The organism is Mesorhizobium sp. B4-1-3, assembly GCF_006439355.1.
Lineage (GTDB): Bacteria > Pseudomonadota > Alphaproteobacteria > Rhizobiales > Rhizobiaceae > Mesorhizobium.
The window spans coordinates 177,509-200,436 of sequence record NZ_VFTG01000001.1 but is presented as its reverse complement, the minus strand read 5'-3'; the positions used below and the strand labels follow the sequence as shown (position 1 = coordinate 200,436).

Genomic DNA, 22,928 nt, shown 5'->3' with positions numbered 1-22,928 from the left:
GAAGCCGGTCAAATCCTAAGGAATTCGTTCACCGGGTTTTTTGAAACCTTATTTAGAACCCTGTGCCAAGATGATCCATGGGGGATTTCTCGGGCGGACAACTCAAACAGTCATGACAGGTTCCATACTCATAGTCGATGACGATCCGGTGCAACGCAGGCTGGTCGAGGCCGCGTTGACCAAGTTCGGCCATACCGCGATCGTCACGGACAGCGGCGAGGCCGGGCTTGATGTGCTCGACGGGCCGAACGCGCGCGAGGTCTCCGTCGTCATTCTCGACCTCGTCATGCCCGGCCTTGACGGCATCGGCGTGCTGAAGGCGATGCGCGAGCGCGCCATCAACGTTCCCGTCATCGTCCAGACGGCGCAGGGCGGCATCGAGACGGTCGTCTCGGCGATGCGGCACGGCGCCTTCGATTTCGTCGTCAAGCCGGCGTCGCCCGACCGCCTCCAGACCGCGATCTCCAACGCGCTCAAGGTGGAAGCGGTCGAGGACGAGATGAAGCGCGCCTCGCGGCGGCGCGGCGGCGGCCATCTCACCTTCAAGGACATGATCACGCGCAGCCCGGCGATGGACCGGGTGATACGTCTTGGGCAGAAGGCTGCGGCCTCCAACATCCCAATCCTGATTGAGGGCGAGTCCGGCGTCGGCAAGGAACTGGTGGCGCGCGCCATCCAGGGCAGCGGCGATCGTCGCTCGAAGCCCTTCGTCACCGTCAATTGCGGCGCGATCCCGGACAATCTCGTCGAATCGATCCTGTTCGGCCATGAGAAGGGCTCCTTCACCGGCGCAACGGACAAGCACATCGGCAAATTCGTCGAGGCAAATTCCGGCACGCTGTTCCTCGACGAGATCGGCGATCTGCCGCTTGACGTCCAGGTCAAGCTGCTGCGGGCCGTGCAGGAGGGCGAGGTCGATCCGGTCGGCGGCCGCTCGACCGTCAAGGTCGATATAAGGCTGATCTCGGCCACGCACCGCAACCTCCTGCAGCAGGTCAAGGACGGCAAGTTCCGCGAGGACCTGTTCTACCGGCTGAACGTCTACCCGATCTTCGTGCCGCCGCTGCGCGACCGCCGCGACGACATTCCCTATCTGGTCAGGCATTTCATGGAAAAGATCGCCCCGACGGATCCGCTCCGCCGCCTTGCCGGCATATCGGCTACGGCGCTTGCGATGCTGCAGGCCTATGACTGGCCTGGCAACATCCGGCAACTGGAGAACGCGGTTTTCCGCGCGTCGGTGCTTGCCGAGGGCGATGTGCTGACCGAGGAGGAGTTCCCGCAGATCCGGGCGCAGGTGGAAGGCACCGTGAACCTCGGAGCGGAACCGGCATCCGCCGTCCTCGAAACGACCGAGGACGCGACCCGTCGGGACGAGACTGTTGCCGACGCAACCGGGCCTGCCCTGCCCGACGGCGAGGCGCCGGCCAGGACGCAGCCGCGCTTCGGAACGCTTCGGGCACTCGACGAGCGCGGCAATGTGCGGGCGCTTGCCGACGTCGAGCTCGAGATGATCAAGCTCGCGATCGACCACTACAATGGCCAGATGAGTGAAGTCGCCCGCCGGTTAGGCATCGGCCGCTCGACGCTCTACCGCAAGTTGAAGGAATATGGCATTGATCCCGAAGCTGGTCGCGTCGACCGGCTTGCCTCATGAGGGGCAAGCCTCGAACCAGCTTGCCTGCCTAAAAACCGAGTCAAATTGTCGCTTTTGACGTGAAAACACGGTGTTTTCAGCGGTTGGCGTTGCCGCGGATCACGCATTAACGCCAACGGTAACAGATCGTGTTCTGGCCGGGGCCGGATTCTTCATCTAAACCAGTGGTTTACCACGAAGTGCTGTGCATCATTTTTGACGGGATATCGCCACGGTGTTACCGCATTTCGGCTTCAATAAACGATGATTAACCATTAGGATCGATATTCGGATGTGAAAACGACGCATCCGTTTGGTCAAATCCGGGGACAAACGGCAGCCTGAAAGCCATTTGATTTGAACAAAATCGAACGACACAAAAACGGGCGGCATTTTCACATGAGCGTCTGGCCGAGGTGGCTGGCGTTTGTGATTTTGGCTGTCGGGTTCCTGTCCGCGGCGACGTCGGGCGCCAGGGCGGAAGTGCGTACGCTCAAGCTCTATCACCTGCACACGCACGAGAAGGCCGAGATCGTCTACAAGCGCAACGGGCGTTACGATCCGGAAGGCCTGCGCAAGATCAACATCATCCTGCGCGACTGGCGCCGCAACGAGCCGACCAAGATGGATCCGCGGCTGCTCGACCTCGTCTGGGAAGCCTATCGCGAAAGCGGCGCGACCGATTATATCCAGGTCGTCTGCGGCTATCGTTCGCCGTCGACCAACGCGATGCTGCGCTCGCGCAGCCGCGGCGTCGCCGAGAAGAGCCAGCACATGCTGGGCAAGGCGATGGACTTCTACATTCCCGGCGTGCCGCTGAAGAAGCTGCGCAACATCGGCCTCAAGATGCAGGGTGGCGGCGTCGGCTATTATCCGACCTCCGGCTCGCCCTTCGTGCATATGGATGTCGGCAATGTGCGCCACTGGCCGGGCATCAGCCGTCAGGAGTTGGTCAGCCTGTTCCCGAACGGCAAGACGCTGCATGTGCCGAGCGACGGCAGACCGCTGCCTGGCTATGAGCAGGCGCTGGCCGCTTATCAGGCGCGTAAGGGCGCCGGCACGCCCAATATCGAACTGGCCAGCGCCGGTAGCTCGACCAAGCGGTCCGGCGGTCTGTTCGCCTGGTTCCGCGGCGGCGGCGCCGACGAGGCTGACGACGAGGCCGATGACAGCGCCCCGGCGCCGCAGCAGAAGACTGCGAAGCAGGTTCAGGTCGCGAGCGCCGCCTCGGCCCGCACCAACAATCTTCCGGGCATCGCGATCGTTTCGCCGAAGGATGCCAAGCGCGCCAACATCCCGCAGATCGCGGATGACAGCGCCGATGATTCGCAGCAACCGGAGCAGGATACGCCCGAGACGATCATCGCTGCGCTGCCGCCCAAGGAGGTTCCGCTGCCCGACTTCGCGCCGCGTCCAAAGGTCGATGTCGGCCAGCAGACGCCGCAGAACGTGCCGTTCGCCATGGCGGATGCCTCGGCGACGACGGAGCAGGCGGTTTCGACGGCGCAGGCGCCCGCGCCGGCCAAGATTCCGTTCGGCGCAGCCAGCGCCGCCGAGGCCGCGAGCACGGATCCGGCGCAGGTGGCGGTCAACAACATCCCGCTGCCAACTTGGCGCCCCGACCGCTCGACGCCGGCGGAACTGGCGCCGAAGGACAAGAACGTGCTTCTGGCGCTGGCCGAAACGGCTTCGCAGGACAAGAGCGCGACCGACGCGTTCTCCGTGCTGCCGACCGCACGGCCGCAGCCCGGGAAGCCGGATGAGGTCAAGGCCGTCCTCGAACAGGCCAATGCGACCGTCGGGGCCGATGGCGGCGGCGCCGAATATCAACTGGCGTCGCTGACCGAACCGGAGCCGCGCTCCGCCTTCAACGATCCGTCAGGCGTCGATGCGGCCTCGCCGCGCCAGGTCATCGCCGCCCTGCCGGCCGGGACCGATCCCGCGCAGGCGATCGGCGGCAGCGTGAAGACGACGGCCAAGGAAAGCAGGGCGTCGGCCCATGATCTGAAGCCCGGCCCCAAGGCCGTGGTGGTGGCGCCGCCGCCGCAGGCCGCGCGCTGGGCGCTGGGCAGCGGCGTCAACATTGCCTCGGTTTCCGACCCGACGACAGCGCCGCGCTATGCCTACAACATCGTGCACACGCCGCCGAGCGAAGTATATACGGCCGGCTTCCAGACGGATGGCCAGGTGCCGGATGCAAACCGCTTCACCGGGAATGCGGTGAAGTTCCTCTCGGTCGCCCGCTTCCAAACGAAATAGGCGAGCCGGCGTGGCCCGCCTCAGAGCCGCGCTGGCCTGCCAGCGCGGCTTTTGTGTTTAGAGAATCTCTGTGGTCTATTTGGCCGGCCGGTCTTCCCGCTTCGTCTAATGGTAGGACAGCGCCCTTTGAAGGCGTGAATCGTGGTTCGAATCCATGAGCGGGAACCAGACACGGCGAGGTGTCAACCGGCGTTCCGCGGGCGCATGTTCACGCCAGGCTAAACTTGCCGTGAGGTTGGAACGCCGCGCCCAATGATGGGTTAAAACGGGTCGTTCCAAACTGGGGATATTCATGAAGAAGATTGTATTGGCGTCAGTTCTGGCGCTGGCCGCGGCATCGGCTGTCGTCGCTCCCTCCCAAGCCGAACCGTGATCGTCAAGACCTGACGACATCATTGCGTGACCAAGCTGGTGACGCATTGGCGCCACCATCACAGGGTAGTCGAGAAGGTCAGGGTCTGCAGATAGCTGCGTTTCAAGACTACCCCGGCCGGCGCAAGCCGGCCGGTTTTCTTGATCAGTCGATTTCCAGCGCGGCCGCTTCGCCCCTGGCCAGAAGCCGCGCGGCGTCACGCGCCGGAGGCAATCCGAACTGGCGCGCATATTCCCGACTGAACTGGGAAGCGCTTTCGTAGCCGACGGTGAAAGCAACCTGCGCGGCGTTCCCAGGTTGGGCGATCAGCAGATGGCGCGCCTCCAGCAGGCGGAGCTGCTTCTGGTACTGGATCGGGCTCATCGCCGTCGCCGCCTTGAAGTGGCGATGAAAGGCGGCGTTGCTCATATGCGACAGCTCGGACAGTTGCGTCACATCGATCGGCTCGTTGTAATGCGCCCGGATCCAGGCCGTGGCGCGGCGGATCTGCGACAGGCGGCCATCGGCGCGCGCGAGCTGGCGCAGCTTCTCGCCTTGCGGGCCCTGCAAAAGCCTGAACGCGATTTCCCGTTCGAGCATCGGCGCGAGAACCGGAATCTCCGCCGGCTTGTCGAGCAGCCGAAGCATCCGGCGCCATGCGTCGAGCAGCAAGTCATCGACCTGATTGGTCACGAAGCTGTCGCCATCGATCGCCGGCTTGTGGTCGATGAGCAGGCCGGCGATCAGCTCGGTATCGAGCGCGAAGGCGATGGCCATGTAAGGCCGCGCGGCGCTCGCCTCGATCAGCTGGCTGGTGGCGGGTGTCTCGACCGCATAGACGAAATAGCTGCCGGCGCTGTAGGCAAGCGTGCGGTCGCCGATCAGCACCGTTTTGGTTCCCTGCAACACGAACAGCGTGGTCGGCTGGCAAAGCTCGGGCAGCGGCGGCGTCGGAACCTCGCTGCGGCCGATCGTGACGCGCGGGATGGCCGTCTTCGTCCGCCGTCCGCGCGCATGCCGGCCGGCGATCGCGATCAATTCCCGAAGCGCTTCGTTCATCGTTTCAACATTGCCGATCCACGGCAGCCACGCAAGCAAGCGAGGGCGGCGCCTCGCACGTGGCGACGCGCGCTTGAGAGGATTGGGCAAGAGCATGAGAGCTTCCGGCGCGCGAAGCGGACCAACTCACGTCATCTCTAGGTCACCGAACAGGAGACATGGATATGACGACGAAGAATGCGCTGGTGACCGGCGCCAATAAGGGCATCGGCCGTGAGACCGTCCGGCGACTGGGGGCATTGGATTACAAGGTGTGGCTCGGCGCTCGCGACGCCGAGCGCGGCGAGACCGCGGCGCAGGCCTTGCGCGACGAAGGGCTGGATGTCGAGTGGCTCGCGCTCGACGTCGCCAGCGACGACAGCGTCGCGGCGGCGGCCAAAGCCGTCGCAGCGCGGACGCCCAGCCTGGACGTGCTGGTCAACAATGCCGGCATCGCGCCCGGCTATGTCGAGGCACTGGGCCCGGACGGCCGCTATCAGCGGCCGCCGAGCCGCGAGAATATCGCTGACATGAAAGCCACCTATGACGTCAATGTCTTCGGTCCGGTGCGGGTCACCCAAGCGATCCTGCCGCTGCTCCTGGCATCGCCCGCTTCCCGCATCGTCACGGTGAGCAGCTATCTCGGATCGCTGGCGCGCGGGTCCGGCAACAGCCAGTCGCCCAATGTCATGGGCTATGGCAGCTCGAAGACCGCGCTCAATGCCATTACGCTCGCCTTCGCCAGGGAGCTCGCGCCGCGCGGCGTCATGGTCAATGCCGCCGCTCCCGGCTACACCGCGACGGACCTCAATGCGCACAAAGGCGGCCGCACGGTGCAGCAGGCGGCCGAGATCATCGTGCGGCTGGCGACGCTGAAGCCCGGCGGACCGACCGGCGGTTATTTCGATGAGAACGGCGCGCTGCCCTGGTGAAAGCGCTGACTACTTCTTGAGCTTGCTCGCCTCACGCGCCAGCGCTTCGATCTGGTCCCACTTGCCGGCCTTGATGAGATCGTCCGGCGCCACCCAGGAGCCGCCGACGCAGATGACGTTGGGCAGGCTCAGATAGTCGGCGGCGTTCTTGGCCGTTATGCCGCCGGTCGGGCAGAATTTCACGTCCGCCAGCGGCGAGGCGAAGGCTTTCAGCGAAGCGATGCCGCCGGACTGCTCGGCCGGGAAGAATTTCAGGAAGCGCAGGCCGGCCTCGCGCGCGGCCATGATCTCACCGGGCGTGATGGCGCCGGGCAGCAGCGGCACCGGGCTGTCCTTGGCCGCGTCGAGAAGCTGGCTGGTGATGCCCGGGCTGACGATGAATTTCGAGCCGGCGGCGGCCGCTTCGTCGAACTGCCTGGCGTCGAGAATGGTGCCGGCGCCGACAACCGCTTCCTCCACTTCGGCCGCGACGCGGCGGATCGCCTCCAGCGCGTCGGCGGTACGCAGAGTGATCTCGATGGCCCGCAAGCCGCCGCGCGACAAAGCGCGCGCGAGCGGCACCGCATCGGCGACATTGGCGATCTTGAGCACGGGGATGACCGGCTGACCATTGAGGAGCGACAGAAGCTTTTCGGTCTTGCTGGTCATGTGCTGGTCTCCATTTCGATCTTTTAAACCGATTAGCAGAAGGGTTCGCTCAAGTCCACGAAGCCCGGCGTGTCGCGATGCCGCGCACCTGACCACCTTCCTGCTTTGCCTTGAAACGGCTTTCAGCACGGTCTAGTGGCATGGCCATGACGATAGCCAAGGAAATTCAGCCCGTCTGCGTCGCCGCGCTCTATAAATTCGCGCGGCTCGACGGATACGAGGCCTTGCGCGCGCCGCTCGCCGCCTTCTGCTGCGGGCGCGGCATCAAGGGTACGCTGCTTCTGGCGCATGAAGGCATCAACGGCACCGTCGCCGGCAGCCAGGAGGCGATCGCCGCGCTCATTGACCATCTGCAGGCCATCGAAGGCCTTGCCGGGCTGGAAGTCAAATACAGCAGCGCCGCAGAGACGCCGTTCCACCGGATGAAGGTGCGGCTGAAGCGCGAGATCGTCACTATGGGCGTCGAGGATATCGACTCGGCGACCAGCGCCGGCACCTATGTCGCGCCGGCCGACTGGAACGCGCTGATCCTGGATGCCGAAACCGTCGTCATCGACACCCGCAACGCTTATGAAGTCTCGCTCGGCACGTTCAAGGGCGCGGTCGACCCGAAGACCTCCAGCTTCCGCGAGTTCCCGGCCTGGGTGGAAGAGCACCGCGAGGAGCTCGAAGGCCGCAAGATGGCGATGTTCTGTACCGGCGGCATTCGCTGCGAGAAGGCGACGGCCTATGTGAAGTCGCTCGGCCTCAAAAACGTCTTCCATCTCAAGGGGGGCATCCTGAAATACCTCGAAGAAGTGCCGGCAGAGGAGAGCCTCTGGCAAGGCGAATGTTTCGTCTTCGACGAGCGTGTGTCCGTCTCGCATGGTCTGGCCGAAGGCGAGGCGGAGCTCTGCCGCGCCTGCCGGCACCCGCTGACGGTCGAGGACCGGCTGTCGCCGAAATATACAATCGGCGTTTCATGCCCGCATTGCTTCGAGGCGCGGTCCGATGCGGATCGCGAGCGCTATGCCGAACGCCACCGCCAGGTCGAACTTGCGCAAGCGCGCGGCGGCAAGCGCCATATCGGCAATTAGGGCGGCCTGCGACCGAAAAGTCGCCCGTCATTGTAATGCCAAAGCGCGGGGCCTACCTCTTGCCGGTCCGAAACCTTGCCCGCGCGCATTCGGCCGGGCCAATTCTGGAGGCATTGATGCTCGACCCCAAGAAGCTGCTCGACGACCTTCTCGGCTCGCAAATTCCCGGCACGGGCTCGACCGTTCGCGACAAGGCGGGGCAGGCGGTGCAGATGGCGAAGGACAATCCGCTGGCCGCCGGCGCGCTGGCCGCAGTGCTGCTCGGCACGGGTACCGGCCGGCAGGTGACTGGCGCGGCCATCAAGCTTGGCGGCCTGGCCGCGATCGGTGGCCTCGCATACAAGGCCTACCAGAACTACAAGGCCGGCAAAGCGCCGGAGCAGGCGCCTTCATCAGGCGAGCCGGAGTTGCTGCCGGCGCCGGCCGACAGCGCCTTCCATCCCTCGCAGGCGCCGCAAGGCGAGGCCGAGTTCACGCTGACACTGGTCAGGGCGATGATCTCGGCGGCGAAGGCCGACGGCCATGTCGATGACGAAGAGCGCAAGAAGATCGCCGACAAGCTCAAGCTCGCCGGTATTGGCGCCGAAGCGGAAAAATTCCTGCTTGCCGAACTCGAAAGCCCGCTCGATCTCGACACGCTGGTCGCCGGCGCCAAGACCGATGCGCAGAAGCTCGAGCTCTACACCGCCTCGCGGCTTACCATCGATCCCGACACACGCGCCGAGCGCGGTTATCTCGACCTGCTGGCCGGCCGCCTCGGCCTCCCGGACGCTCTGGTCGATCATGTTGAGGCGACGGTTTCGGCTGCCAAAGTGCCTGCCGGAAGCGCTCCAAGTTCGCCTTGGTAAACACCAGGGTTAGCGGGTGCGGTTGCCGTTAACTTCTCGTTCACCCAGCAAGCGCATCATTCTAATCAGTCGGACCGGCTTTTCCTCCTCCCAAGCGCGGTTCAGATCGGGGCGGTCGCCGATGGCCGCCCTTTTTGTTGGTCTTTTCTTTATTGCCAACAGCGGCTTGCCATGACCCCAGGCATTTGCGATGCCACGTCTTTGCAAGCATGACCGGAGGACGGCGATGACAGCCATAGTAGAGAAAACCGCTATCATTACCGGCGCCGGCACCGGCATCGGCAAGAGCGTCGCCACGGCGCTGCTCCAGGCGGGCTGGAACACGGTGTTCTGCGGCCGCCGCAAGACGCTGCTGGAAGAGGCGATCGCCGATGCGGGCAAGACGCAGGCCAAGGCATTGGCCGTCGCCTGCGACATCAGCAAGGCCGAGGAGGTCGACGACATGTTCGAGACCGTGCTCGAGGCCTTCGGCCGCGTCGACCTGCTCTTCAACAATGCCGGCATGGGCTACAAATCGACGCTGATCGACGAGATCCCGGTCGAGGTCTGGAACGATGTCGTCGGCGTCAATCTCACCGGCTCGTTCCTGTGCGCCCGCGCGGCATTCGGCGCGATGCGAAGGCAGAAGCCGATGGGTGGCCGCATCATCAACAACGGCTCGGTGTCGGCCTATGCGCCACGCCCCGGCTCCGCGCCCTATACGGCGACCAAGCATGCGATCACCGGCCTCACCAAGACGCTGGCGCTCGACGGCCGGCCTTTCGACATCGCCTGCGGCCAGATCGACATCGGCAATGCGCTGACCGAGATGGCGCAGCCGATGACGGTCGGCGTGCCGCAGGCCAATGGCTCTATCGCCGCCGAGGCAGTGATGGACGTGCAGCGGGTCGCCGACGCGGTGCTGCACATGGCCAGTCTGCCGCTCGATGCGAATGTTTTGTTCATGACGGTGATGGCGACGAAGATGCCGTTTGTCGGGCGCGGATAAGCGCCTGACGGGTCACTTCTTCAGAAACGCCTCGATCCGCTCCAGCGCGCGCAGGATGTTCTCCTCGGAATTGGCGTAGGAAAGGCGGATATACCCTTCGCCGAGAATGCCGAAATCGGGGCCGCCGATGAGCGCCACGCCGGCATCCTCGAGCAGCGCCGAGGCAAGCTTCTTGGCCTTCCAGCCGGTCTTCGAAACGTTGGGGAAGGCGTAGAAGGCGCCCTTCGGCGTGATGCAGGAAATGCCTGGCAGCGCGTTCAGCCCTTCGACCACGATCTTCCTGCGCTTGTCGAAGGCGCGCATCATCTTGTCGACATCGTGCTGCGGGCCGTCGATCGCGGCGATGCCGGCAAACTGGCTCGGCGCGTTGACGCAGGACCAGCAGTTCACCGCCAGCTTGCGCACCTTGTCATAGAGATGCGCACCCTTCTCGCCGTTCGGCCAGATCGACCAGCCCATGCGCCAGCCGGTCATCGCCCAGGTCTTCGACCAGCCGTTGAGCACGATCAGCCGGTCGCGGATTTCGGGGAAGTTGAGCAGCGAGCAGTGCTTCTCGCCGTCGTAAGTCATGCCGTCGTAGATCTCGTCCGACATGATTGCGACATCAGGGTGCTTTTCCAGACCCTTGACCAGTTTCTCGATCTCGGTCCGCGGGGTGACGCCGCCGGTCGGGTTGGCGGGCGAATTGAGGATCAGCAGCCTGGTCCTGGGCGTGATCAGCGCCAGCGTCTCGTCGGCCGAGAAGGCAAAGCCGTTCTCCTCTCGGATCGGCACCGGCACCGGCGTGGCGCCGGTAAACTCGATCATCGAGCGGTAGATGGGAAAGCCGGGATCGGGATAGAGGATCTCGGTGCCCGCCTCGCCGAACATCAGGATCGCGGCGAACATGGTCGGCTTGCCGCCGGGCAGGATCATCACATTCTCAGGCGACACCTCTACGCCGGTGGTGGTCAGCGTGCGGCGCACGACAGCCTCGCGCGTGGCCAAGAGGCCGTTTGCCGGCGTGTAGCCGTGGTGGCCGTCGCGCAGCGCCTTGATCGCCGCCTCCACGATGTGCTGCGGCGTCTTGAAGTCGGGCTGGCCGATGCCGAGATTGATGATATCGCGGCCCTGATGGGCAAGCGCGGTGGCCCTTGCCAGCACTGCGAAGGCGTTTTCCTCGCCGAGCCGGTCGAAGGCCGCGATCGTGTGGAGCATTTTTCCCGTCCCTGTGGTTCTTTCTGTGGGCGAGCGTTTTTGTGACCGTCCGGCAGCAAAAGTCAAACGGATTGGAGTGGCCGGTGTCGGAAGATCTGAAGAATTGGCAGCCGCGCCCGCGGCCGCAACGCAAAGCGATCGAGGGACGCACCGTCCGGCTCGAGCCGCTGAGCGCAGGAAAACATGGCGACGGCCTCTACGAGGCCTCCTCGGTTTCCGATGCCGGCGGACGTTTCGCCTGGCTGCCCGACTACCCGCCGGAAACCCGCGCCGCCTTCCAGCCCTGGCTCGACAAGGCCGAAGCCAGCGAGGATCCGCTGTTCTTCACCGTCATCGACAAGGCGAGCGGCAAGATTGCCGGACGCCAGACGCTGATGCGCATCGACGCCAACAACGGCGTCGGCGAAATCGGCAACATCTATTGGGGGCCGCTGATTTCGCGCAAGCCGGCGGCAACCGAGGCGCAGTTCCTGTTCGCGAAATATCTTTTCGACGAACTCGGCTACCGCCGCTACGAGTGGAAATGCAACAACCGCAACGAGCCTTCCAAGCGCGCCGCCGAGCGCTTCGGCTTCAAGTTCGAAGGCATTTTCCGCCAGCACCTTGTGGTCAAGGGTGAAAACCGCGATACGGCGTGGTATTCGATCATCGACAAGGAATGGCCGGCCTTGCGCAAAGCCTATGAAGGCTGGCTCGATCCGGCGAATTTCGATGACGAAGGCGGCCAGAAGCGGCGGCTTGAGGATTTTCGGGCCGACTTCGGCGCATAGACCACGACCTCCGGAAGCGGGAAACCGCTTGCCGGGCAAGGTCAGATTGGAGTTCATCCATGGCGCATGACCACGCTTCGCACGATCATGGCCCGGCCGGTCACAGCCATGGCGCCGGCCATGTACATGGCTCGACCGACAAGAAGCGGGTGCTGATCGCGGCCTGCCTGACTGGCGGTTTCATGGTCGCCGAGGTGCTCGGCGGTCTGCTCACCGGATCGCTGGCGTTGCTCGCGGATGCTGGCCATATGCTCGCCGACTCGATCGCGCTCGGCCTTGCCTGGTATGCGTTCCATCTGGCGGGGCGTCCGGCCACCGGCCGTCTCACCTACGGCTTCGCCCGGGTGAAGACGCTGGTCGCCTACAGCAACGGCATCGCCATCTTCGCCATCGCGCTCTGGATCGTCTACGAGGCCTGGGGGCGGCTGATGAATCCGGCGCCGGTGCTCGGCGGGCCGATGCTGGTGGTGGCGGTGGCAGGTCTGCTGGTCAACATCGCCTCCTTCTTCGTGCTGCATGGCGGAGACCGCGAGAGCCTGAATATGCGCGGCGCCATCCTGCACGTGCTGGGCGACCTCTTGGGTTCCGCGGCGGCGATCGTCGCCGCCATCATCATCGTGGCGACGGGATGGACGCCGATCGATCCCATCCTGTCGGTGCTGGTGTCGTTGCTCATTCTTTCGACAGCATGGTCGCTGATGCGCGAGGCGGCGCATGTCCTGCTCGAAGGCGTGCCGGCAAGCCTTGACCGCGACGTGATCGCCAAGGACATCGAGGGCGCGGTCAAGGGCGTGCGCGAGGTGCATCACATGCATGTCTGGTCGCTCGACGGCACCTCCAACATGGCGACGCTGCATGCCTGCCTGAACGACGGCGTCGATCCGCATATCGTGGTCAGCGCCATCAAGAAGCGGCTTGCGGCCAAGCACGGGATCGACCATGCCACGGTCGAGCCCGAATTCGGACAGTGCGCCGACAGCCATGACGAGCATGACCATCACCATGATCACGACCACGCGCATGGCGCGCCTGCCGATCGCCGGCATTATCACTGATCCCGCCGCGACGATGAAACCGAACAGCCTCGAAACGAGGACCGCCAGCTGATGGACCGTGACACAAGGAACGCGGCGATCGCCGCAGCGGTGATATTGCTGCTGTTCGGCCTCTCCGCCTATTTCCTGCCGGCCATCATGCTGGCCGCGGGCAAGGTGTCGACGGTGCTGGCGGCCGTCATCGCCGTGGTCTTCATGGTCGGTCTGTTCGTCGTCCTGTGGCTGCGCGGACGCAGCCAGCGCAAGAAAGGTCTCTGAAGATGCGAATTCTGATCACGGGCGCGGCCGGCATGGTCGGCCGCAAGCTTATCGCGCGGCTCGCCAAGGACGGTATGCTGCGCGGGCGCAAGATAACGGCGCTCGACCTGCATGACATCGTGGCGCCGCAGGCACCGGCGCTCACGGGCGTCGATGTCTCACTTCATACCGGCGATCTGTCGTCCCCTGGGGCCATGGCGGCTCTCGTGGCTCCGCGCCCGGACGTGATCTTCCACCTGGCGGGTATCGTCTCGGGCGAGGCGGAAGCAAATTTCGACCTCGGCTACCGCGTCAATCTCGACGGCACGCGCGCGCTGTTCGACGCGGTGCGGCTGGCGGCGTTTGCGCCGCGCCTTGTCTTCACCTCGTCGATCGCCGTGTTCGGAGCGCCGTTCCCGGATGTCATCCCGGACGAATTCCATCCGACGCCGCTCACCTCTTACGGCACGCAGAAGCAGATGAGCGAGGCGCTGCTCGCCGATTACACGCGGCGCGGCTTCTTCGACGGTATCGGCATCCGGCTGCCGACGATCTGCGTGCGCCCCGGCAAGCCGAACAAGGCGGCCTCCAGCTTCTTCTCCGGCATCATCCGCGAGCCGCTCGCCGGGCAGGAAGCGATCCTGCCGGTGCCACGCTCGGTGCTGCACACCCATGCCAGTCCGCGCTCGGCGGTCAATTTCCTCATCCATGCGGCCGAAATCGACGGTGACAAGGTCGGTCCGCGCCGCAACCTCACAATGCCGGGCGTCGCCGTCACCGTTGGCGAGCAGATCGAGGCGCTGGAGCGCATCGCCGGCGCCGCGGTCGCGAAGCGGATCCGTGAGCAGCCCGACGAGACGATCTGGGCGATCGTCAAAGGCTGGCCGACGCGCTTCGAGGCGCGCCGCTCACGCGAACTGGGTTTTGCAGCCGAGAAGAATTTCGACGAAATCATCCGCGCGCATATCGAGGATGAGCTTGGTGGGAAGATCGCCTGACCGGCCTCAGGCGCCGCCCGATAGGCTGGCCGACAGAAGCAGCAGTCCGACCAGGAAGATGAAGGCGGCGCCACCGATCTCGACGATGGAATGGATGCGGTTGCCGATGCGTCCGTCGCCGGCGAAATAGACCGCCCAGTTCTTCGCAAGCACGGCGATCGTCGCCAGCGCAGAGACGGTGATCGCGGTGCCGATCGACATCGCCAGCACCGACAGCAGTCCGCCGACCCACAGGCCGTTGAGCAGCGCGAAGCTGAGCACGATCAGCGCGCCGGAGCAGGGGCGGATGCCGACGGCGGCCACCGCCGACCAGGCGGTCTTCCAGTCGAAGCGGTCGCCCGACAGCATCGCCGGATCCGGTGCATGCGAATGGCCGCAGGTCTCGCAGACTTCGCCCGGGCCATGGTCGTGATGGGCGTGGTCGTGCGCGGCGTGATGGTGGTGCTCATGCGCGCCATGATCGTGGGCGTGGGCATGCGAATGGTCATGATGATCATGATCGTCATGCACGTGCTGCGCGGCGTGCGCATGCGAATAGGCATGCGCATGCGACTGGCCCGCATGGGAATGCGAATGGCCTGCATGCGCGGCCGACAGGCTGTAGGCAGGCGTCCTGCCGAACAGGCGCAGGATCGACGGACCGAGCTTGCGCCACAACAGCCAGGCGCCGAACAGCGTCACCAGCACGTAGCTCGAGATTTCGAGGAACCAGGCCGCGTCGGTCATCGAGATCGCGGTGCCGCGCAGCACGAAATAGGCAAGCATCATGACGACCACCGCCGTGAGGCCCTGCAGCAGCGCCGAGACGAAGGAGAGCATGATGCCGCGCCGCAACGCCACTTCGTTGGCGACCATGTAGGACGAGATCACCGCCTTGCCGTGGCCGGGGCCGGCGGCGTGGAAGATGCCATAGGCGAAGGACAGGCCGATCAGCAGCCAGAGCTTGCTGCCATCCTGGCGCATCGCCTTCATGGCGGCGGCCAGCGAATGGTAGAATTCCTGCTGCCGGAGATTGATCCACATCAGGATGTGGGCGAACGGGCCGGTGGTGGTCGGCGCCATGCCGTCATTGGTGCCGATGCCGAGCGAGCTTTGCGCATGCGCCACGACGGGCAGATGGGTCACCATCAAGGCGGCGGCCAAGAGCCCGAGGGCCAAGCGGATATTCGTGGGATGCCCCACGAATATCCGCTTGGATTCCCTTGTTTGTCGCAGGTTCCGATCGCAAAACCGTGAGACACTTTTGCGGAACCTGCTTGCGCGCAGCGACGGTTTCATCACCATCATCCTTCCGGCGGGCAGTTCAACTCGAGCTTGGTGGCGAAGATCTTGCTCATGTTGGTGCCTGTCGGATCATTGAAGAACGCCTCCGTCAGGGTCTTCTGGTTTTCCTTGATCGCCTCGTCAGGATCGGGCCGGATGACCTTCTTGGTGCAGGTCGAGGGCAGGCCCTCGACGGCAAGGTTGGCGTCGTCGGTGAAGTCGATCGCCGTATAGAAGGTCGGATCGTAGACGCCGATGTCGACTTTGCCGGCGAGCTTGATCGGGGTCTTCGGCTGCGACTCGAACAGGATGATCAGCTGGTCGTTGTCGAAATTCGCCATCAGATGCGGCGGCGGCACCATGGGCACGTCCTTGCCGTCCTGGGTTACGAGCTGGAAGTAATTGAACTCGGCCAGCGAGGAATGGACGGTGTCGGCCACTTCCTTGAGTTCTTTGTCGTCAAGTTTCAGATCGGAGTTCTTGTCGAACTCCATCATCACTGTACTCGAAAACAGGTCGTCGAAGCGCCAAAGGTGGCGCAGCGCCGTCACACTTTGGTGATCCTGGCTGAGGATGACGTCGAGGCGGGCTTCGGCGAAGACATGCGGGTGCACTTCGGCCTGCTCGACCAAAGCGAACGTGGCCGCGAGGGCCGAAGCCAGCATGGCTGCTTGCCGTTTCAAATGCATTCCGGGCCGCGATTCCATCGACTTCGGGAGCGAGGCCCGACAGTTAACATAAAGGGGGCGAAATTGGGACGCGGGTTACTACGCTGTGTCGCGCGTCTTGAACCACTGCACTAGGAAATCGACGAGGACCCTTACCTTGGCCGGCAGATAGCGGCGGTGCGGATAGACGGCGAAGATGCCGGTGCCCGCCAAGAGGCGATCGTCGAGCGCTGTGACCAGCTTGCCGGATGCGACGTCGGAGGCGGCGATGAAATCCGGCAGCATGGCAAAGCCCAGCCCGGAAAGCGCGGCGGCTCTTGCCACAATCGGGCTATTGACCTCGATCGGACCCGAAACAGCGACGCTGATGGAGTCCTCGGCCTCGCCCTTGAAGCGCCAGTTGGACAGCGAGCGGCCGTTGGTGTCTACGATGCAGGGCATGTTGGCGAGATCCTGCGGACGCGTCGGCTTGCCATGCTTGGCGATCAGCTCCGGCGACGCGCAAAGCCTGACCGAAAACGGCGCCAGCCGCCTGGCGATCAGCGAAGAGTTCTCCAGCCGCGAGATGCGCACGGCAAGGTCGAAACCTTCCTCGACCAAGTCGACGAAGCGATCGTCGAGATGGATGTCGAGCACGATGTCGGGATGCTGCCTGGCGAAGTCGACCAGCGATTGGCCGATCGGCGCGTCGGCGAAGGTGCGGGCTGCCGACAGCTTGATCCTGCCGCGGACGTCGCCGGAAGACTGGCGCACCGCCTCGGCGAGGCTGTCGACCTCGCGCACGATCTCGGAGGCGCGCTGATAATAGGTGTGGCCGGCTTCGGTCAGCGAGAACTGGCGCGTTGTGCGGTTCAAGAGCAGCGCGCCGAGCTCGTCCTCCAACTCGCGCACATATTTCGACAAAAGCGCCTTGGAGCGACCGATCTTGCGCGCAGCGGCCGAAAAGCCTTCCGCCTCGACCACGTCGATGAAGGCGCGCATGCGCGTCAATGTATCCATGGTCAGACCTTTCGTGCCGCGTCGAGAATCCTGCGGCCGAGCCGTATCAGGGCAACGTCGCTGCCGGAAGGGCCGAGCAGCGACAGGCCGAAGGGCGCGCCGTCGACCGAGCCGATCGGCAAGGTGATCTGCGGAAAGCCCGAAAGGCCCGAAAGGCACAAGAGATGCAGCGCCCTTTCGCGATAGCCCTGGAACTGTTCCGGCGTGCCGGCGGCAAGCGGCGCCGCGCCGGGAACGGTGGGCAGGACCAGAAAGCCGTTGTTGCCGAGCAGGGCGCCAAGCTCGGCCCGGAAAGCCAGCCGCCGCGCCGCTTCGGCGGCGGCGGACTCGGCATCGATGGTGCGGCCGAAGCCGAAACGCTCCTCGACGCCCGGGCTGAGGCGACCGCCGGCCGAGATCCAGGGGCCATGCTCGCGCCAGGCCTCGAAAGCCTGCAGGCGGCGGAAGCACCAGTAAAGCTCGTCGGGAGACGAGGCGAAGGCGTATTCGGTCTCCACCGGCTGGCCGATGACGGCGGCCGCCAACGCCTTCATACGCGTATATTCGGCGGCTTCCGCCGGACCCATGACGAAGGCGTCCAGCCAGCGGATCGACAGCGGGCGGTTGAGCGGGTGCTGGTGCGGATCACGGCCGAGCAGAAGCTTGCCGACCGCCTCATAGGTCTCGATGTCGTCGGCGAACCAGCCGAACGTGTCGAAGCTCGACGCCAGCTTCATCGCGCCGTCGAGCGAAATGCGGCCATGGGTGGTGCGCAGCCCGATCAGGCCGCAGAAGCTTGCCGGCGCACGGATCGAGCCGCCGGTGTCGGAGCCGGTGGCGATGTTCGCCAGCCGGCCGGCAACCGCGGCTGCCGAGCCGGAGGAGGAGCCGCCGGTGACGCGATCGGGCGCGGCGGGATTGACCGGGTAGGGGAAATGCGCGTTCTGGCCGAACAGCGAGAAAGCCAATTCGTCGGTCTGGGTCTTGCCGACGAATCGCGCGCCGGCATCGAGGATCGTCTGCACCGCTTCGGCCGTGCGCGAAGCGGCATTGGCTTCCTCGAATTTTTGCGGGTTGCCGCAGCCGGTGCGGTAGCCGGCGACGTCGTAGATGTCCTTGACGGCCAGGCGCAGGCCGGCGAGCGGGCCCAATTCCGCATGCGCCACAGGCATTTGGCGCAGATCGAGGAAGGCGTTCAGCGGTCCTTGAGTTCCTGGCATCGTTCGATTTCCGGATACTGTGCGACCAACATTGTTCGATGCCGGAAATTTTACAACCTGGGCTTACGATTTTTATTGATTGTGAACCCCTTCGCTCCTATATCGCGCTTGCCCAAAGTCGCACGTGCCTGTGGGTGTCCGCCGATCCTCGAATGGTGAGGGCAGTCGGTAAGGTAACTGGAGCCAACCCCTCCAGTCGGTCAGTGGCCAACCACAAGACCGAGGACACCTTGAAGCAACGACGGTGCGGGCCTTTCTGGTTCTCTTCCGGTTGTCCAAAGACCGGGGTTACTAAAGAGGCACACCTTCATTGCCGGCAGTGCGGACGGGCTCTCCCATCCAAGCCAAGGCAGACAAAGCGAACCGAGGCCGGGCAAGGCCAAGGTTCATCGCCGCGAGACGGCATTCCATGGTTCCGGGGTCTCCACCGGCTGGTTCCATGGATTTGACGTCCCGCCTTTGTTTGACCGCGAGTACGCGAGGCTGAGCGCCCGCGTCAGCAGCCTTTGTGCGCGCCGAAAGGCGTTATGGAGAGACCCCGATGGCCACCCAGCGCATCCTTGATTTCCTCGCCACCCGACGTCCGAACGGTCCCTGCCTCGTCGTCGACCTCGATGTCGTGCGCGACAATTTCCGCGCCTTCGAGAAGGCGTTGCCCGATTCCAAGATCTACTATGCGGTGAAAGCAAACCCGGCGCCGGAAATCCTGCGCCTGCTTGCTGCGATGGGCTCGTCCTTCGACACCGCATCGGTTGCCGAGGTCGAGATGGCGATGGACGCGGGTGCGCCGGCGGACCGCATTTCCTTCGGCAACACCATCAAGAAGGAGCGTGACATCGCACGCGCCTACCAGCTCGGCATCCGCCTCTTTGCGGTGGACTGCGTCGAGGAGGTCGAGAAGATCGCCCGCGTCGCCCCCGGCTCGCGCGTGTTCTGCCGCGTACTCACCGACGGGGAAGGCGCCGAGTGGCCGCTGTCGCGCAAGTTCGGCTGCGTGCCGGCGATGGCCGTCGATGTGCTGCGCCATGCCAAGGGGCTCGGCCTCGACGCCTATGGCGTGTCGTTCCATGTCGGCTCGCAGCAGACCGATCTTTCGGCCTGGGACCGCGCCCTGGGCGACGCCAAGAAGGTGTTCTCGACGCTCGCCGAGGAAGGCATCGTCTTGAAGATGGTCAATATGGGTGGCGGTTTCCCGACCCGTTACCTGAAGGACGTGCCTGCCGCCCAGGCCTATGGCCAGGCGATCTTCTCGGCGCTGCGCAAGCATTTCGGCAACGCGCTGCCCGAGACGATCATCGAGCCAGGCCGCGGTATGGTGGGTAATGCCGGCGTCATCAAGTCGGAAGTCGTGCTGATCTCCAAGAAGGCCGACAACGACAATGTGCGCTGGGTGTTCCTCGACATCGGCAAGTTCGGCGGTCTCGCCGAGACGATGGACGAGGCGATCCGCTACCCGCTGGTCACCCGCCATGACGGCTCGGAGACCGCGCCTTGCGTGCTCGCCGGCCCGACCTGCGATTCGGCCGACGTGATGTATGAGAAGACGCCTTATCCGCTGCCCTTGTCGCTGACGATCGGTGACGAGGTGCTGATCGAAGGCACCGGGGCCTACACGACCACCTATTCGGCGGTCGCCTTCAACGGCTTCGAGCCCCTCCGATCCTACGTGATCTGACCGGTCCGCAAGGACCGTTCAGATCATCCGGCGCGGGCGATGATGTCGCCCGCCCGGGCTCGTTTGTGGGACAGATTTCCGCTCGTGAAGGATCGCGGATATGGAATACCAGATCAAATCGGCCATTGCGGCCACCGAAATTGCCCCCTCGTCCGGACCGTCGGCTGAGCTTTCCCCCGCGGGGGAGAATGGCTCGACGGCAGTGCTTCGTAACGCATTTTCTTACGGCGAACCGGTTTCCATTTCGCCTGAAAATGCGTTGGCGCCCTCCCTTGCCTACTGGGCACAGGCTGGCTCGCGCGGCGCGCCGGACGAGGGGGCCGCCCAGGTGCCGGCCTTCGTCATCGTCGGCGAAGGCGCCGGCGACGTCGCGGCTCGCGAAGCGTTGCTCGACCGCGCCATGGGGCCGAAGCGCAAGAAGAAGTCGTCCGAGAAGCTGCGGCGCGGACGCCGGTCTTCGGAAGGCTTGGCCTTCGTCGCCCGCGACGCTTCGGGCGCGGTCGTTGGCACGGTGAGGCTTTGGGATGTGAGGCTGGGCGAGGGCGGTCCGGCGGCGCTGCTGCTCGGCCCGCTCGCGGTCGAGCCGGGCTTGAAGAGCGGCGGCATCGGCTCGGCGCTGATGCGGCATGCCGTTGCCGAGGCCGCGCGGCTCGGCCATGGTGCGATCCTGCTCGTCGGCGATGCGCCCTATTACGGACGGTTCGGCTTCTCGGCCGACCGCACCGGGGCGCTCGCCATGCCCGGCCCCTATGAGCGGCACCGGCTTCTGGCGCTTGAGCTGAAGGAAGGCGCGCTGGATGCCTCAAGAGGCACGATCAAGGCCGCCGGCCGCAAGATCAAGGATCAAGCCCAGGGCTTCGTGGCCTGAAGGCTTTAGCCTCGACAAAAAGAGCAACGCCGCCCGTCGGGCGGCGTTCTTGTTTTTACGAAGGATCAGCCGAGCAACTGGCTGAGCGCCATGGCGACCGTCATGTCGCCCTCGACCTTGAGCTTGCCGGCCATGAAGGCCATGGTCGGGTTGAGGTCGCCGGCGATCAGCGAATCCAGATCGTCGAGCGACAGCTTGACGGTGCAATCCGTCGGCGCGTCGGTGGTCGAGACGGTCGCGCCGTCGATGACGACGACGCCGTCGCTGCCGGTGTCGAACTTGACCGAGTGCTCGAACCCCGCGCTTGCCACGCGCGACCTGATCTTGTCGGCAATCTCCTGAACGCCCATGGCGGTTCTCCTCATTGGTAGCGTTGACGCGCACCGGCTTATCGAGCCGCTGGGCGAGGTAGGCGCGCCGCGCCTAAGCGGCCGCCCGTCGCCGCGCATATAGCTTCGAGTTGACGTAAACGTCAACGCGGTGACCATGCGTCATGTCGCATCAGGGGTAAGCTCGACTAAGACATCCGTGCCGAGTTTGGCCGGGCAATCAATGCTCCGGCGCGGTCTTGAACGCCTTGGTCATCGCTGCGGCGGTTTCGCCGGCATTCTTGCGGCGGCGAAGCGCGTTGTCGCGGATATCGTCCTTGGAGAGGAAGTTGACCTGGTCGATCAGCACCTCGTGCACCAGCTCGACGCCGACGCGGGTGTTGATGGTGTCGCGGATCGATTTGCGGAAAGCGTCGAGATCGATCGATTCCTTCTTGGTGAAATCGATCTGCGGGTTGGAATAGAGATAGGAATAGACCTGGTCGGTCATCAGCGCCTGGGCCGGGATCGACAGCTTCTTTATCTCTGCCGGTTCGACCGTATAGACGAGCTTGGTGAGGAAATAGCCGTCGATGCTGCCGTCGCGCAGCAGCGGCACCGAGATCATGTCGGTCTTGACGTAGTCGAGGCCGCCCAGCATCGGCTTTGGCGGTTCGGCTGCGCCGCGCTGGCCGGCCGCCTGGAAGGAATAGAAGACCGCGCCGAGCGTCACGGCGCAGATCCACAGCGCGGCGGCGATGAACTTTATCATGTTCTATTTGCTTCGAGCATGATCTTGTCCGAAAAACCGGCCTCCACTTTTCGCTGACGCGGTCCTGCGGTTCGGGATCATGCTCGCGCCATGCCGAACTCGCCGGCCGAATAGGTGCCGTCGGCATCGGCGCGCTGGATGGCGTTCCTCAGAAGCGTGGCCACCTCGTTGACGGCGTTGAGATGAGCAAGGATCGCCGCTTCGTTCTTCGCCAGCTTCTCGCGCAGCCGCAGCAGGCCTTCTTTATGCTGCTCGAGGAATTCGATCTCGTTGGCGCCCTTCAAGGCGCGGTTGAGCTCGTAAAGATATCGGCTCTTGCGCGCGTTCGAGGCCTTGAGGTCATAGGCCGTTCCGCTGCGGATGCCGGCGGTCTCCTCGTCCACGACTTCCTCGATGCGGCCGATGATGGCGGCGAGGTTGCCGGGTCGTGCGGCGGCGGGTGCCTCCATCGCGTTGGTGCGTGCGGGAAGGTTGGAAAGGTCCGTTTGGTCGGCCATGTAGGTCCCTAGATCTTGATGTCCGTTTTTATGGTCGTTTCGTCGCCGGTTATCGACCGTGCGGCTTTGCGCTCGAGCTCCTCGATCATCGAGGTCGAAAACCGGGTCTGCTGGTCGAGCTCGGCTTTCTGCGGTCCGCCGGCAACAGGACCGACCGGCACCTTGTGCTTGCCGTCGAGATAGTGGTCGGCGAGCATTGATCGGGCGATACCGATGCCGCCATGCGTGGCCATGACATCGGCCACCTTTTCGGCGAGTTGCGACTTCCACATGTCGCCGGCCAGGCCCTTGCCGTAAACACCCTCGGTGTCCTTGGGCATCATGTTCTGGATGAAAGTCGTCAGCACCATAGCCTCGAAGCGCTGGAACTTTTTCGCCGGATTGGCGGCTTCCGCCTTGTCGGCCGTTGCACGCGAGAGAATGGAGCCGGCATCGACCGTCGCCGAGGGATCGAGAGCGAATGGCGCCGAGGCGCCGTTCGCTCTTCTGGCGAGCGCCGCGCGCGCGGCCTCGACATCGGCCGGCTCCGCTGCGCGGGCAACGTCCATGACGATGTCGCTGGGTGGGGAAATGGCCAAGAAAGCTCTGCCTTTTGACGGTTTTGTCAGTTGCACAATGACTCAAGAAGCTTGTGGCAGGCTTGCG

The 22,928-nt window shown here is 64.5% G+C and carries 23 protein-coding genes and 1 tRNA gene; 13 read left to right on the top strand and 11 right to left on the bottom strand.

Features of this window, described 5'->3' with window-relative positions:
• Positions 1-112 precede the first annotated feature (112 nt).
• From FJW06_RS00970 to FJW06_RS00960, 3 genes are all read left to right on the top strand, one after another.
• A complete protein-coding gene (locus FJW06_RS00970) occupies positions 113-1,657 on the top strand; it encodes a sigma-54 dependent transcriptional regulator (RefSeq protein WP_140746607.1) in 1,545 nt (514 codons plus the stop codon).
• A 378-nt stretch (positions 1,658-2,035) separates the two neighbouring features.
• Positions 2,036-3,895, top strand: a complete 1,860-nt coding sequence (locus tag FJW06_RS00965) for a DUF882 domain-containing protein (RefSeq protein ID WP_140746604.1) — start codon at positions 2,036-2,038, stop codon at positions 3,893-3,895.
• A gap of 94 nt (positions 3,896-3,989) precedes the next feature.
• A tRNA-Gln gene (locus FJW06_RS00960) sits at positions 3,990-4,063 on the top strand.
• 349 nt (positions 4,064-4,412) lie between these two features.
• Here FJW06_RS00960 and FJW06_RS00955 read toward each other — a convergent pair.
• The gene (locus FJW06_RS00955) at positions 4,413-5,306 is read right to left on the bottom strand and encodes an AraC family transcriptional regulator (RefSeq protein WP_140746601.1); all 894 of its coding nucleotides are present in this window, start codon (positions 5,304-5,306) and stop codon (positions 4,413-4,415) included.
• 164 nt (positions 5,307-5,470) lie between these two features.
• On the opposite strand from FJW06_RS00955, the gene FJW06_RS00950 reads away from it, so the two are divergent.
• Positions 5,471-6,217, top strand: a complete 747-nt coding sequence (locus FJW06_RS00950; protein WP_140746598.1) for an SDR family NAD(P)-dependent oxidoreductase — start codon at positions 5,471-5,473, stop codon at positions 6,215-6,217.
• Between the two features lie 9 nt (positions 6,218-6,226).
• Here the strand turns inward: FJW06_RS00950 and FJW06_RS00945 are convergent, their stop codons facing one another.
• Entirely contained in the window at positions 6,227-6,865 is a 639-nt protein-coding gene (locus tag FJW06_RS00945; protein WP_140746593.1) for a 2-dehydro-3-deoxy-phosphogluconate aldolase, read from the bottom strand.
• Positions 6,866-7,011: 146 nt separating this feature from the next.
• Here FJW06_RS00945 and FJW06_RS00940 point away from each other — a divergent pair, with 146 nt between their 5' ends.
• The 3 genes from FJW06_RS00940 to FJW06_RS00930 all read left to right on the top strand — a co-directional run bounded on the left by FJW06_RS00940 (position 7,012) and on the right by FJW06_RS00930 (position 9,777).
• Positions 7,012-7,941, top strand: a complete 930-nt coding sequence (locus FJW06_RS00940; protein ID WP_140747664.1) for a rhodanese-related sulfurtransferase — start codon at positions 7,012-7,014, stop codon at positions 7,939-7,941.
• A gap of 116 nt (positions 7,942-8,057) precedes the next feature.
• On the top strand, positions 8,058-8,789 hold the full coding sequence (locus FJW06_RS00935; protein ID WP_140746590.1) for a tellurite resistance TerB family protein: 732 nt from the start codon (positions 8,058-8,060) through the stop codon (positions 8,787-8,789).
• 226 nt (positions 8,790-9,015) lie between these two features.
• Positions 9,016-9,777 carry an SDR family oxidoreductase gene (locus tag FJW06_RS00930; RefSeq protein ID WP_140746587.1) on the top strand — a complete coding sequence of 254 codons (762 nt, stop codon included), beginning with the start codon at positions 9,016-9,018 and terminating at the stop codon, positions 9,775-9,777.
• 12 nt (positions 9,778-9,789) lie between these two features.
• Here the strand turns inward: FJW06_RS00930 and FJW06_RS00925 are convergent, their stop codons facing one another.
• Positions 9,790-10,974, bottom strand: coding sequence for a pyridoxal phosphate-dependent aminotransferase (locus FJW06_RS00925; RefSeq protein ID WP_140746584.1), 1,185 nt, complete (start codon positions 10,972-10,974; stop codon positions 9,790-9,792).
• An 83-nt stretch (positions 10,975-11,057) separates the two neighbouring features.
• Here FJW06_RS00925 and FJW06_RS00920 point away from each other — a divergent pair, with 83 nt between their 5' ends.
• Genes FJW06_RS00920 through denD form a run of 4 tightly spaced genes read left to right on the top strand, consistent with a single transcriptional unit; the run spans position 11,058 to position 14,034 of the window.
• Positions 11,058-11,744 carry a GNAT family protein gene (locus tag FJW06_RS00920; RefSeq protein ID WP_140746581.1) on the top strand — a complete coding sequence of 229 codons (687 nt, stop codon included), beginning with the start codon at positions 11,058-11,060 and terminating at the stop codon, positions 11,742-11,744.
• 59 nt (positions 11,745-11,803) lie between these two features.
• On the top strand, positions 11,804-12,799 hold the full coding sequence (locus tag FJW06_RS00915) for a cation diffusion facilitator family transporter (RefSeq protein ID WP_140746578.1): 996 nt from the start codon (positions 11,804-11,806) through the stop codon (positions 12,797-12,799).
• 51 nt (positions 12,800-12,850) lie between these two features.
• Positions 12,851-13,057, top strand: a complete 207-nt coding sequence (locus tag FJW06_RS00910) for a hypothetical protein (protein ID WP_140746575.1) — start codon at positions 12,851-12,853, stop codon at positions 13,055-13,057.
• Between the two features lie 2 nt (positions 13,058-13,059).
• Positions 13,060-14,034 (top strand): D-erythronate dehydrogenase, encoded by a 975-nt coding sequence (gene denD, locus FJW06_RS00905; RefSeq protein WP_140746572.1) that lies wholly within the window; start codon positions 13,060-13,062, stop codon positions 14,032-14,034.
• A 6-nt stretch (positions 14,035-14,040) separates the two neighbouring features.
• Here denD and FJW06_RS00900 read toward each other — a convergent pair whose 3' ends face one another.
• The 4 genes from FJW06_RS00900 to FJW06_RS00885 form a co-directional block, all read right to left on the bottom strand.
• Positions 14,041-15,162, bottom strand: a complete 1,122-nt coding sequence (locus FJW06_RS00900; RefSeq protein ID WP_181178118.1) for a nickel/cobalt transporter — start codon at positions 15,160-15,162, stop codon at positions 14,041-14,043.
• 155 nt (positions 15,163-15,317) lie between these two features.
• On the bottom strand, positions 15,318-15,986 hold the full coding sequence (locus FJW06_RS00895; RefSeq protein WP_140746566.1) for a DUF1007 family protein: 669 nt from the start codon (positions 15,984-15,986) through the stop codon (positions 15,318-15,320).
• A gap of 78 nt (positions 15,987-16,064) precedes the next feature.
• On the bottom strand, positions 16,065-16,964 hold the full coding sequence (locus FJW06_RS00890; RefSeq protein ID WP_140746563.1) for a LysR family transcriptional regulator: 900 nt from the start codon (positions 16,962-16,964) through the stop codon (positions 16,065-16,067).
• A gap of 2 nt (positions 16,965-16,966) precedes the next feature.
• Positions 16,967-18,163 (bottom strand): amidase, encoded by a 1,197-nt coding sequence (locus tag FJW06_RS00885; RefSeq protein ID WP_140746560.1) that lies wholly within the window; start codon positions 18,161-18,163, stop codon positions 16,967-16,969.
• 541 nt (positions 18,164-18,704) lie between these two features.
• On the opposite strand from FJW06_RS00885, the gene odc2 reads away from it, so the two are divergent.
• Complete coding sequence (gene odc2, locus FJW06_RS00880) at positions 18,705-19,838, top strand: ornithine/lysine decarboxylase (RefSeq protein WP_140746557.1); 1,134 nt, start codon at positions 18,705-18,707, stop codon at positions 19,836-19,838.
• 328 nt (positions 19,839-20,166) lie between these two features.
• Positions 20,167-20,706: an N-acetyltransferase gene (locus FJW06_RS00875; protein ID WP_140747661.1), complete on the top strand. Its 540-nt coding sequence runs from the start codon at positions 20,167-20,169 to the stop codon at positions 20,704-20,706.
• A 65-nt stretch (positions 20,707-20,771) separates the two neighbouring features.
• Here the strand turns inward: FJW06_RS00875 and FJW06_RS00870 are convergent, their stop codons facing one another.
• From FJW06_RS00870 to FJW06_RS00855, 4 genes are all read right to left on the bottom strand, one after another.
• Positions 20,772-21,056 carry an SCP2 sterol-binding domain-containing protein gene (locus FJW06_RS00870; RefSeq protein ID WP_140746551.1) on the bottom strand — a complete coding sequence of 95 codons (285 nt, stop codon included), beginning with the start codon at positions 21,054-21,056 and terminating at the stop codon, positions 20,772-20,774.
• Positions 21,057-21,255: 199 nt separating this feature from the next.
• The gene (locus FJW06_RS00865; protein ID WP_140746548.1) at positions 21,256-21,786 is read right to left on the bottom strand and encodes a hypothetical protein; all 531 of its coding nucleotides are present in this window, start codon (positions 21,784-21,786) and stop codon (positions 21,256-21,258) included.
• A 77-nt stretch (positions 21,787-21,863) separates the two neighbouring features.
• Positions 21,864-22,283, bottom strand: a complete 420-nt coding sequence (locus FJW06_RS00860) for a hypothetical protein (protein WP_140746545.1) — start codon at positions 22,281-22,283, stop codon at positions 21,864-21,866.
• Between the two features lie 8 nt (positions 22,284-22,291).
• Positions 22,292-22,861 carry a rod-binding protein gene (locus FJW06_RS00855; protein WP_246674489.1) on the bottom strand — a complete coding sequence of 190 codons (570 nt, stop codon included), beginning with the start codon at positions 22,859-22,861 and terminating at the stop codon, positions 22,292-22,294.
• Between the last annotated feature and the right edge of the window lie 67 nt (positions 22,862-22,928).

Bases quoted from the DNA above. Each gene is read 5' to 3' on its own strand.
- FJW06_RS00900 (WP_181178118.1), bottom strand. From the start codon at position 15,162: ATGGTGACCCATCTGCCCGTCGTGGCGCATGCGCAAAGCTCGCTCGGC.
- FJW06_RS00860 (WP_140746545.1), bottom strand. From the start codon at position 22,283: ATGGCCGACCAAACGGACCTTTCCAACCTTCCCGCACGCACCAACGCG.
- FJW06_RS00970 (WP_140746607.1), top strand. From the start codon at position 113: ATGACAGGTTCCATACTCATAGTCGATGACGATCCGGTGCAACGCAGG.
- FJW06_RS00885 (WP_140746560.1), bottom strand. From the start codon at position 18,163: ATGCCAGGAACTCAAGGACCGCTGAACGCCTTCCTCGATCTGCGCCAA.
- FJW06_RS00945 (WP_140746593.1), bottom strand. From the start codon at position 6,865: ATGACCAGCAAGACCGAAAAGCTTCTGTCGCTCCTCAATGGTCAGCCG.
- FJW06_RS00950 (WP_140746598.1), top strand. From the start codon at position 5,471: ATGACGACGAAGAATGCGCTGGTGACCGGCGCCAATAAGGGCATCGGC.
- FJW06_RS00895 (WP_140746566.1), bottom strand. From the start codon at position 15,986: ATGCATTTGAAACGGCAAGCAGCCATGCTGGCTTCGGCCCTCGCGGCC.
- FJW06_RS00925 (WP_140746584.1), bottom strand. From the start codon at position 10,974: ATGCTCCACACGATCGCGGCCTTCGACCGGCTCGGCGAGGAAAACGCC.
- FJW06_RS00965 (WP_140746604.1), top strand. From the start codon at position 2,036: ATGAGCGTCTGGCCGAGGTGGCTGGCGTTTGTGATTTTGGCTGTCGGG.
- FJW06_RS00940 (WP_140747664.1), top strand. From the start codon at position 7,012: ATGACGATAGCCAAGGAAATTCAGCCCGTCTGCGTCGCCGCGCTCTAT.
- FJW06_RS00930 (WP_140746587.1), top strand. From the start codon at position 9,016: ATGACAGCCATAGTAGAGAAAACCGCTATCATTACCGGCGCCGGCACC.
- FJW06_RS00915 (WP_140746578.1), top strand. From the start codon at position 11,804: ATGGCGCATGACCACGCTTCGCACGATCATGGCCCGGCCGGTCACAGC.
- FJW06_RS00865 (WP_140746548.1), bottom strand. From the start codon at position 21,786: ATGATAAAGTTCATCGCCGCCGCGCTGTGGATCTGCGCCGTGACGCTC.
- FJW06_RS00910 (WP_140746575.1), top strand. From the start codon at position 12,851: ATGGACCGTGACACAAGGAACGCGGCGATCGCCGCAGCGGTGATATTG.
- FJW06_RS00955 (WP_140746601.1), bottom strand. From the start codon at position 5,306: ATGAACGAAGCGCTTCGGGAATTGATCGCGATCGCCGGCCGGCATGCG.
- FJW06_RS00870 (WP_140746551.1), bottom strand. From the start codon at position 21,056: ATGGGCGTTCAGGAGATTGCCGACAAGATCAGGTCGCGCGTGGCAAGC.
- odc2 (WP_140746557.1), top strand. From the start codon at position 18,705: ATGGCCACCCAGCGCATCCTTGATTTCCTCGCCACCCGACGTCCGAAC.
- FJW06_RS00890 (WP_140746563.1), bottom strand. From the start codon at position 16,964: ATGGATACATTGACGCGCATGCGCGCCTTCATCGACGTGGTCGAGGCG.
- denD (WP_140746572.1), top strand. From the start codon at position 13,060: ATGCGAATTCTGATCACGGGCGCGGCCGGCATGGTCGGCCGCAAGCTT.
- FJW06_RS00935 (WP_140746590.1), top strand. From the start codon at position 8,058: ATGCTCGACCCCAAGAAGCTGCTCGACGACCTTCTCGGCTCGCAAATT.